The organism is Cupriavidus sp. SS-3, from assembly GCF_035818815.1.
Taxonomy (GTDB): Bacteria; Pseudomonadota; Gammaproteobacteria; order Burkholderiales; family Burkholderiaceae; genus Cupriavidus; species Cupriavidus taiwanensis_C.
The window spans coordinates 1-9,883 of the sequence record NZ_JAYLVT010000033.1; the positions used below are offsets into that span (position 1 = coordinate 1).

10 protein-coding genes are annotated in these 9,883 nt (G+C 63.4%); 3 read left to right on the plus strand and 7 right to left on the minus strand.

Annotation, left to right across the window (positions count from 1 at the left end; all coding sequences use genetic code 11):
* Both U9J39_RS29160 and U9J39_RS29165 read left to right on the plus strand, forming a co-directional pair.
* The coding region (locus U9J39_RS29160; protein ID WP_326348771.1) for an NAD(P)(+) transhydrogenase (Re/Si-specific) subunit beta at positions 1-180 on the plus strand (180 nt) is incomplete at its 5' end.
* A 200-nt stretch (positions 181-380) separates the two neighbouring features.
* On the plus strand, positions 381-1,307 hold the full coding sequence (locus U9J39_RS29165) for an MBL fold metallo-hydrolase (protein WP_326348772.1): 927 nt from the start codon (positions 381-383) through the stop codon (positions 1,305-1,307).
* 110 nt (positions 1,308-1,417) lie between these two features.
* On the opposite strand, the gene U9J39_RS29170 is transcribed toward U9J39_RS29165, so the two are convergent.
* Complete coding sequence (locus tag U9J39_RS29170; protein WP_326348773.1) at positions 1,418-2,632, minus strand: porin; 1,215 nt, start codon at positions 2,630-2,632, stop codon at positions 1,418-1,420.
* Between the two features lie 345 nt (positions 2,633-2,977).
* Here U9J39_RS29170 and U9J39_RS29175 point away from each other — a divergent pair, with 345 nt between their 5' ends.
* Positions 2,978-3,661, plus strand: a complete 684-nt coding sequence (locus U9J39_RS29175) for a TetR/AcrR family transcriptional regulator (RefSeq protein WP_326348774.1) — start codon at positions 2,978-2,980, stop codon at positions 3,659-3,661.
* A gap of 7 nt (positions 3,662-3,668) precedes the next feature.
* Here U9J39_RS29175 and U9J39_RS29180 read toward each other — a convergent pair whose 3' ends face one another.
* The 6 genes from U9J39_RS29180 to U9J39_RS29205 all read right to left on the minus strand — a co-directional run.
* A complete protein-coding gene (locus U9J39_RS29180) occupies positions 3,669-4,973 on the minus strand; it encodes a flavin monoamine oxidase family protein (RefSeq protein WP_326348775.1) in 1,305 nt (434 codons plus the stop codon).
* A gap of 84 nt (positions 4,974-5,057) precedes the next feature.
* A complete protein-coding gene (locus U9J39_RS29185; protein WP_326348776.1) occupies positions 5,058-6,419 on the minus strand; it encodes an NAD(P)/FAD-dependent oxidoreductase in 1,362 nt (453 codons plus the stop codon).
* 38 nt (positions 6,420-6,457) lie between these two features.
* Entirely contained in the window at positions 6,458-7,891 is a 1,434-nt protein-coding gene (locus U9J39_RS29190) for an MFS transporter (RefSeq protein WP_252666005.1), read from the minus strand.
* A gap of 92 nt (positions 7,892-7,983) precedes the next feature.
* On the minus strand, positions 7,984-8,391 hold the full coding sequence (locus U9J39_RS29195) for a RidA family protein (protein ID WP_326348777.1): 408 nt from the start codon (positions 8,389-8,391) through the stop codon (positions 7,984-7,986).
* Between the two features lie 25 nt (positions 8,392-8,416).
* Positions 8,417-9,253 (minus strand): phytanoyl-CoA dioxygenase family protein, encoded by an 837-nt coding sequence (locus U9J39_RS29200; RefSeq protein ID WP_326348778.1) that lies wholly within the window; start codon positions 9,251-9,253, stop codon positions 8,417-8,419.
* A 411-nt stretch (positions 9,254-9,664) separates the two neighbouring features.
* Positions 9,665-9,883: hypothetical protein (locus U9J39_RS29205; RefSeq protein ID WP_326348779.1), on the minus strand; the 219-nt coding region annotated here is incomplete at its 5' end.

A 9,883-nucleotide genomic window follows, 5' to 3' on the forward strand; every position in this document is an offset into this window, starting at 1 on the left:
ATCGCGGGCATGCCGATCCTGGAGGCGTACAAGGCCAAGACCATCATCGTCAACAAGCGCTCGATGGCCGCCGGCTACGCCGGTCTGGACAACGAGCTGTTCTACATGGACAAGACCATGATGGTGTTCGGCGACGCCAAGAAGGTGGTCGAGGACATGTTCAAGGCGGTCGAAGCATGATCCTGACGCATGACGGGAAGGCGTCTACGTCTATAACGACATCCCACGTTCTGTCTGTGCCGCGTGTGCAGGCATCTCTTATTTTGATGACTGGTGTTATTATAAATAGACAGACAACAAAGCTGCGCAGCCTGACCTGATCGCTACCGGAACGCCCCGGCTGCGGAAATCGCTAAGACTGCCCGGCGAGGATGATCGACATGAGCACGGCGTTCAGCAATTCCGGCACGAAGCGACATATCCAGCGCGTGGATTTCGGGCGCGTTTCGGTCTTCTTCGGCGAGAAGAGCGGCAAGTATCCCGACGGCAACCAGGTATTGATACGGGGCTCCGAGATCCGCGCGGCTTTCGACACGCCGCTTGTCGCGAACTACATCGGCCCCGAGTTTGACGCCACCGAGCTGGTGGTGATGGGCCATGTGCATGAGGACCATATGGCTGGATTGCATCGCCTGCCGGATGCATCGGTCCATGTGCACGAAGGCGATTTGCCGGCGGCAAGGAGCTGGGATGGCATGGTCGCCGCTTTCGGTAATGCGGCGTATGCATCGGAGACCCTGCTCAGGTTTCAGCGTGAATTCTTCTATGCGCCGCGGCCCGACGCGCAAGGCTACGTGGACGGTGCGTGCTGGGATCTGGGGCAGACCGGCATTCGGGCTTTCCACCTGCCAGGGCACACCGCGGGCCATACCGTTCTCCTGGTGGAACCGGAGGGGGTGGCTTTCACGGGCGATATCGACCTGACTGGATTCGGGCCCTACTATGGCGATGCAGGGTCAAGCCTGGGGGACTTCCGTCGCAGCCTGGCACGGTTGCCCGAGGTTCCGGCCAAGGTGTGGGTTACGTCCCATCATCGGGGCGTCTATACCGATCGTGAGCACTTCCTGCGCGATCTCGCTGCCTATGCGGCCAAGCTGGACCAACGCGAACAGCGCCTGCTGGCCTTGCTGCGGGAATCGCCAAAGACACTGGCACAACTGGTCGACCTGCGGCTACTGTATCCGCCGGGCTTTCAAGGCTCATGGGTAGTCGATGCCGAGACCCGTACGATTTCCCGGCATCTGGCAGAACTGCTGGCGGACGGGCGGGTCGAGGTGAACGAAGACGGCGTCTACCGGGTGGGATGAGATACCCGGGGGGACCACTTCGGTAGTGGCCGTCCTTGCATCATGTCCCGATGCGGATCGCTGAAGCTGCCCGCATCGGGATGGCATCGGGTTGACGATTGCCGTCGCGCTCAGAAGTTGTGGCGGATGCCCAGCGCGACGCCGAACATGCTGTCCTTGCCGGCAGCGGGCTGATAGCCGTTGTTGAACGCAATGGACGCGGTGTCCAGGCACAGGCCGGCATTCTTTGCGTAAGCGGTGGTCAGGTACAGGTCCGTACGCTTGGAAAGGCGGTAGTCGGCGATGAACATCAACTGCCTCGGATTGCCCGCAGGCCGTAGCGCCGGCAAGGTCGAGGACCGGAACGTCTGGTAGTAGTAGTCCAGCGTCAGGCTCAGCGCAGACGTCATCTCGTAGTAGATGCCCGCCCAGTACAAGTTGTCGCGCGTCAGTGTCCGCCCCGGCGCAGTCGACATGCCCCAGCGGTATCCAGTCATGAAGATGGCTGGACCGAGGGCGTAGCTGGCTGCTGCTGCGGCCTTCTTGAATGTGCCGGTACCGGCGAAGCCGCCACTGCCGACGATGCTCGGGTTCACCTGGTCGTAGGTGACGGTGGCACTGAATGGCCCCGCCGCATAGGACGCCCGGGCGCCAAAGCCGGTATCGCGGCGAAACTGGCCGGGAACCTCGCCCGGGCCACCCAGGCGGCTCAGGTCCACGGTGCCGCTGCTCCCGCCGGTGCCAAAGCTCCAGTGAGCCCCGACGCTGACCGGACCAAAGGTGCCCGAATATTTGACGGTGTTGTCCTCGCGGTACACCGGTCCGATCTGGGCGATCACGGGCTCATACAGGCTCGACATCGCCGCTGGCGAGAAGTTGGCCAGTGCCTCCAGCATCGAGGTGTATTGGCGACCGAAGGTGATCTTGCCGTAGGTGGCGCTCTGCAGGCCGACAAAGGCCTGCCGGCCAAACAGGCGACCGCCTTGCTGCAGGGTGCCATCGTCTGCGCCGATGCCGCTTTCCAGCACGAAGACGCTGCTCAGTCCGTTGCCGAGGTCTTCCACGCCGCGCAGGCCCCAACGCGAACCCGACAGTCCTTCGCCGTTCAGCGCGTATCGATGGGCCGAGCCGCTGCCGGCGCTCTTGAAGTTGGTGTCGAATTCCAGATTGGTATCGAGCGTACCGTACAACGTGACGGACGACTGGGCGTGCGCCGCGCCTGCGAAGACACCAAAAGCTGCCAGTGCGACAACAGGCGTCTTGCCCCAGTCGCGTGCCAGCTTGCACGGCACCGCCGTGACCACAGCCCCATCCTTGTCAGAGGCATAGCGCCTGAATGCATCCATCAACGATCTCCTTGTTTGTCAGTTGCCTGGCGGCCGCATGCAGCGCATCGGCCGCGCACTCGTCCTGAAACCTGTCGGCGATTCGCGCAAATCGTGAATTAGAATAACGAGCGTAATGTTAAATAAAAAGGCCGGGTATTCCCTGCTTGGCGGCGCCATGAGCTGGCACAGGTGTGGCTATGTGGGGGCGTGCGAACGCCGGCACACTACCTGGGTGGAACAGACTGCGCATAGGACTTGCCCGAGCGGAGCTAGCCGGAGAGGGCCACGTGAAATCAAAACATAACGATGATTCTGTAAAATCACGCATCTGGCGGCTAACCAGGCCGGCAGCCGGTGATCGAAATGCTCAAGAGACAGAACAAGACAATGGAAAGCGACGACGATATCGAGCAGGTCTCAACCCGGGGTCGTCCGGTCGGCGACCGCGAAGCGAAGCGCAAGGAGTTGCTGCGCGCGGCATCGACGGTGATCGCACAGGAGGGCTATGCCAACGCATCGCTGCGCAAGGTGGCGAAGCATGCGGGCTACACCACCGGCGCGGTGACCTATTACTTCGCCAACAAGGAAGAGCTGGTCGTGGCGCTGATGGAAAGCGCATTCGACCGTTTCGACGCAATGCTGGAATCGGCCCGGGAAAGCGGTGACATCCTCGCCCCGTTTGAAAGCTGGATCAGGCTGACCGACCGCAGCACGCGGTTCTGGCCGGCGACATCGGAATTATTGGCGCAGGGACGACACGAGCCTGCGTTTGCGGAAGTGATCACCAGGCGCTACGCGCGCTATCGTCGCCTGCTCGCCGCCATTGTCAAGGACGCGCAGGAACGGGGGACGGTCCGCAACGATATTCCGGCGGACATCCTCACCGACCAGCTCGTTGCCATGGGGGATGGATGGATGATGATGTACCCGATCGAACCCAAGCGCTTCACGCCCAAGCGAATGCGGGCGCTCATCGATGCCCTGGCCGTGCTGATTGCGCCCGTGCCGGGCGAGCAGAAGCCTGGCGGACGGGCGGCGCGCGCGTAGCACGGGATCACAACCGGTGCTCGCCACGCAGGGCGCGAGCGACGTCAATGGCGGCTTTGGCGCCGGTCTCGATGGCACCGTCGATGCCGCCGACCCCGATGGGCGCTATGTCCGCGCCCGCGAAATGGATGCGGCCGTGGGGCTGCCGCATCAAGGGTGCAGCCTGCGTGAGATTGCCGGGGCGGTGATGCATCCATCCGCCTTTGGAGAACGGGTCGATCGCCCAATCCTGGCAGACCGTGTCCAACACTTCGATGTCAGGAATGAAGTCCCGCAGGGCTTCCTGTACTGCCTCGCGGTCATTGCCGTCCAGCATCGAGGTGTCGGCACAGAAGCACACCACCAGCGTATCGCCATGGTCGCGCCGCTCGGCATGGGCGGTGTTGATGGGATGCTTGCCCGCCGGTGCATAGATCACGAAGGGCTCGATCTCGCCCTTGACCCGTACCCAGATCTTGCTGGGCATGATCGGGTTTTTTTGCTCGATCATGGCGCGCACAGGGCGCGGCAGCGAAGGCGTGACGGAAAGCTCGCTCAGCATGTTCAGAGGCAATGCCACCACGGCGCGCCGGGAGCGGATACGCTGTCCATCGCGTGTGGTCACCGTGACTTCGTGCCCCTTGTCATCGACAGCGGCCACTGGCGTCGAGAGGCGCAGTTCGGCTCTCGATTCGGCACTCATGGCGCCTATCAGGCGACCGGTGCCGCCCTCGATCGGCCAGTGCCCGGCGATTTCCTTGAACGCGCTCCAGTTGCCGAAGCAGATCGCGCACCAGAACAGCAGTTGCGCGAGCCCTTGCTCGCGTTCGGAGCAGACCAGGATGGACATCGCGTTGACCAGCACGTCGCGGTCGTACGCCGAAAGTTCAAGCGCGTCAAGCCGGTCGCCGATGGTTTGCCTGTCGATCGTGCCGACGTCGGCGGCTGCCAGGTCATCCACCTGGGGGAAGTGCATCCGCGCATCGGCAAAGAAGCGTGCGACCAGCGGCGTGGCCAGTTGGTTGAGCTGTTCCCATGTTCCGGTGTGTACCACGCCGTCGGCGTACCAATAGGCCCTGGTCACCGGCATTGGTGTCGCCAGGCCGATGCCATAGCGCTTGAGTTCGCGCCACACATGCGCCTGCGTCCAGTGCACGTAGGTGCCGCCCAGATCGAGGTCCAGGCCAAGCGCCTTGCCCCACCAGGTGCGCCCGCCAATCCGGTCACGCGCTTCGAGCAGCAGCACCGAATGGCCTGCCATGCTGAGGTCCCGCGCAGCGGTCACGCCTGCGAAGCCAGCGCCGATCACGGCCACGTCGTACAGATCTGTCATGGGAATTTCCGTATTGAGTTTCAGGTGATGCGTGGGCGGGAAAGGATGGCTCCCGGCAATTGCGAGGCCGCCTCTCACGCTGCCTCATGCGCGGCGCGCCTTGCGGTTCGAACGTTCATCGAGACCGCTTGCGACCTTCAGGGCGCCGTTGAGGGCGAGCCAGCGCAGGGGTTCCGGCAGCGTCGCGGGCGGCGCATGTTGCATCAGCATGGCAAGCAGCGGGTTGCCGAGGCCCTGGATGTCTTGCGCCAGCATGTGTCCGACCATGCCCTGTGTGCCGACGCCGTGGCCGGAGCATCCCGCCGCGTAGTAAATGTTCCGGTCTGCTCCTGTGCGGCCGATCACCGGCAGACCATCGTCGGCATAGCTGATGTAGCCGCTCCAGCAGCGCCGGATGGCGATGCCCCTCAAGGGCGGGAAGCGGTCATGCAGGGCCATCCGCAGCGCACGATACTGGTCGTGCTCGGGCACTTCGGGCGTCCGCGAGCCGAACGGGTAGCGCAGGCGCTTGGTCGTCAAGACCAGCGTGTTGCGCGCGGTCAGGCGATGGCTCTCCATGACCCAGTGCATGGTTGTAAGGCCTTCGCGGCGGCGCCATCCAAGCGCCGCCAGCTGTACCGGGGAAAGCGGTTCGGTCTCCATGGCCGAGAGCCGCAACGGCACCACCTTGTCCGCAAGCGCGCCGAGCCGGGGCGTATAGGCGTTGGTGGCCAGGATCATGACCGGCGCACTGACGCTGCCGCGAGGCGCGTGCACCTTGACGGTCGGTCCTTCGGTGAAGGAAAGCAGCGGCGTGTTCTCGTGGATCGTCACGCCCGCCCGCAGGGCCGCGCGCCGCAGTCCCAGGACGTACTTGCCGGGATCGAGGGTGCCGCCGTTCGGCACGTAACTCCCGAACAGGAACGCTGGCGGGATGCCGCGTGCGCGCATCTCGGCCTGGTCCAGGTATTCCGACGGGCATCCGAGTTCGGCGCTGATCCGCATGTCGTCGCGCAACCTGGCGTCCTGGGAGGGATCGATGCCGGCGCGGATCAATCCGGACTGGTTGTAGTCGCAGTCTATCTCGTGCTCAGCGAACTTGCCTTCGGCAAAGCTGACCCCGTCCTCGTAGAAGCGGACGATCTGCCTTGCTTTGTCATGGCCTGCCCGCTTGAGGAAGCGGTCGTACTTGAGTCCCTGCCCTCCGGCGAGATAGCCCGCGTTGCGGCTGCTCGCTCCATGGCCACAGAACTCGCGTTCGAGCACGACCACCTTCACGCGCTGCCGGGCAAGCTCCAGCGCCGCGCAGAGGCCGGCGAAGCCGCCGCCGACGATGACCACATCGGCGTTGGTGTGGCCCTCGAGCGATGGCTGCAGGTCAGCCGGCCTTTCGATCCAGCCGCCCAGCGTTCGATATGTCTTGAAGTCTTCGGTCACGTTGCCGCTTTCCTTTGTCTGGTGAGCCATGCGGGCGGGAACAACCCGCGCTTGACGCAAATGCCGTGTCAGGCAGCCATGGACGTGTCCGGGCACTGGCGCGCGCCGTTGGCGGCGCCTGAATCGTCACCGGCAACGTCCTCCAGCGAGCGGTTGGTCGTGCGGGGGCCGAACAGCGCAACGGGGATGGAGAAGACGATGTAGCAGGCCGCCGCCGCTAGCATCACGCCGGTCATGCCGCCTGAGGAGAACAGGGCCGCGCCGAGCACGCCGGCGGCCGCTCCGCCAAAGCGTCCGCCAGACATCACGATCCCGCTGCCCAGTGCGCGCAGCTTCGTCGGAATCGCCTCCGGGATGTAGGTGTAGTAGGCGTTGACGACGAGCCCGGTGATGATGGCGGCAAGACCCCCCGCGGCGACCACCACCCAGCTGGTGGCCGAGATGCCGAGCACGGCCAAGGGCAATGCGCTGAGCACGGACACGACCAGGATGGTGGACTTGCGTTCATACCGGTCGAGAAACAGCATGGCGACGAAGGGCGTGGCGCCATAGGTCACGTTCCACAGGAACTGGATGTAGTACGCATGTTCCTCGGAGTACTTGAGGCTGTATACGAGCGAGTAGGCGCCCCATTGACCGAACAGGTAGTAGGCCAGGCTGGCGCCAAAGAAGCCTAGCGTGAGCACGGCTATGGTTCGCATCAAGGCCTTGTCGTTGATGAGGTCGCGTAGCGTGGGCGCTGCGGCAATCGGTTGCATGGCGGCAATTGCGGGTTCGTCGAGCGGACCGCGGCGCAGCGCGCGCGCCTCCAGCTCGCCTACGATGCGATCGGCGCGGTCGAACTGTCGGCGCGAGACACACCAGCGCACCGATTCCGGCAGGATGAAGCGTGCCAGGGGAGCAATCAGCAGGCCAATGCTGCCCCCCAGGAACAGGTTGCGCCAGGCTTCGCTACTGCTGTGAGGAAGATAGAACATCGCCAGCGCGGCAGCCCCGATGCCGGAGACCACGAACCCGAACGTCACGATGGAGACGAAGCGGCCACGTGCCTTGCCGGGAAACATCTCGGCGATATAGACGAGCAGCACCGATGTGGCGGCCTGCACGCCGATACCCGTGACGACGCGGGAGGCCAGTATGGTCTCGTAGGTCGGCGCGAACGCCGTCGCCAACGCTCCCAGCGAGTACAAGACGGTGGTCCATACCAGGACTGAGCGTCGTCCCCATTGGTCAGACAGTCTTCCTCCCACCAGCGCCCCGACGAGCATCCCAATGAAGAACGCGCTGCTGATAAAGCCGATCTGCTCGGTGCTCAGGCTGGTGTGGGCCTTGATCGTGGGGCTGGCGTAGGCAAAGATGGCGTTGTCGTAGTACTCCAGCATCAGGTTGGCCGCAAGCAGCGCGGCCCAGACATAGTGGGAAGCCATTACCGGCAAGCGGTCAAGCCGCGCAAGAATGCTGGCTGGCTTGTCCGGTCTGACGACCGCATTAGGACGGTTCATGTTTGTGTCTCCATCAGCTTTGTCGCTGTTCTTTTTTCTAGGGGATGTTGTGCCGCGACCCAGGTGTGCAAACGGGCCGCGGCTTCTGGCTGTCAGCCGGCGCCGCAACCGGCGACTGCAATCGCGCGTATCTCGACCAGGAACTCGGGGCGTGCCAGCTGGCTTACGCCCACGCCTGTCCACGAGGGATAGCGGTCGGGGAAGTACGCATCCTTGACCTTCACGAACGCCTGGATCTCGCCGCGCAGGTCGGTGTGGAAAGTCATGATTTCCACGACGTCGGCCAGGCTGGCTCCCGCGGCTTCGAGCACCGCCTTCAGGTTTTCAAACGCCAGCCGGGCCTGCGCTTCCATTCCCTGGCCCACCGTGGCCGTGGCCAGGTCGAAGCCCACCTGGCCGGACACCCAGATCATGTCGCCGACCCGGGTTGCCGAAGAGAAGTGAAGCTGGTCGTAGTGCCTTGCCTGCGTGAGGCCGGGATTGATCATTTGTCGTTTCATGGATGCTGCTCCGTGCAAGGGGAGATCAGGCGAGTTGGCGGAAGACAGGCGAGCGGAACGGTTCGCCTTCATTGAGCCTGGCCATTTCTTCCCGGAAGAGCGGCCCGTTGCGGGCATAGCGCGGGTTCGACATTGGCAGGGCGCGGAACGTGGCGTCGTCACCGAAGAAGCGCAGCACCAGCGTGTGCCGGGTCGGGCAGGCGGCATCGACGGCGGCTCCTCCGTGAAGCGAACGTGGATGCAGGAACACGACATCGCCAGGGGTCACCTCCCAGGAGAGCACGTCCCAGGAATTGGGGTCTTCGGCGAGCTCCTTGTCGATCTGCGGCAAGCGGGGCAGGGTGCCGTCGCCGTACAGCGGATCGGTCGGGTCATCGGCATTCGCGAAACTGGCTCCGTCGTACTGGATGCCGAGGTGCGAGCCGCGAATGATCTCCAGCGAATTCTTCTTTGGAATGGCCTGGAAGGTAATCCACGCGTTGCCCCAATGCTTGCCGGCCCACGGCAGGTTCGCGGTGTCCTGATGCCACGGCCCGCGGCCGCTGTTGCCGCCTTCCTTGGCGAACACCTCCTCGGCGAAATACCAGACATGCTCCGAGCCCCATAACTCCTGGAACACCTTTACGAACGGCAGCGTCGTGACCAGGTCGTCAAGCTTTTGCTTAACTACCGGATTGGCGTTATCGATATGGGTCTGCAGGCTGGTGCCGTCCAGCGAGCGGAAGTGATATGGGCCCGGGTTGGCGACGTTCCACTTGAAAGCCTCGTAGCACTGGGCTAGCTGCACAGGGTCGAGGCAGTTCCTTATAAGTACGGCGCCGTCCTCGCGAAACGCCTCTCGTTGGGATTGGGTGGTGAGCATGATAAGTCTCCTTCATTCCTCGGTGATGGACGCTGGCCGGCGCGATGCATGAACAATAACTCGCAATCCGATTTAAGACAACATGTGTTGTGTTAAAGTGCGAGCGTCGGGATTCCTGGAGAATCGTCGAGTTTCCCGTCGGTGTAATTACTCACCGGCTTTGCGTGCGTGAGGAGTGCAAAGTGTGGGGACAGGCGCGACGCCCGCGATCGACTAAGGCTCAGTCAAGGCCATCGACAACGTAGGGGTGTCCCGAAACGCTACCCGGGCAAATGGCTGCAAATGGATTTAGAACGGTCCTTCGCTTCGTCGAGGTCAAAGGCCGATTTTGGCCGGACAGCCGTCGGATCATCGGTCTGCCGTGCATAACCGGACCACGCGTCGCATCAGCCTGACGCCGGAGGGTGAAAGCTACCGGATGGAAGGCGCCGCATCCTCGCCGAGATGGAAGCGCTGGAACGCGTCGCGTCCATTGTCTGTATCAACAAGCACGGCTGAGCAGGCCAGCACCAACACTGCTAGGCCGATGGCGCGGCAGGCGTGATGACGGCCGTAGGGAAGAGGCCGGGACTCCGTGTGCGGTAAGTTTCTTTTCGTGCGCATTTTACCGTTGCCGATCGGCAAACATGC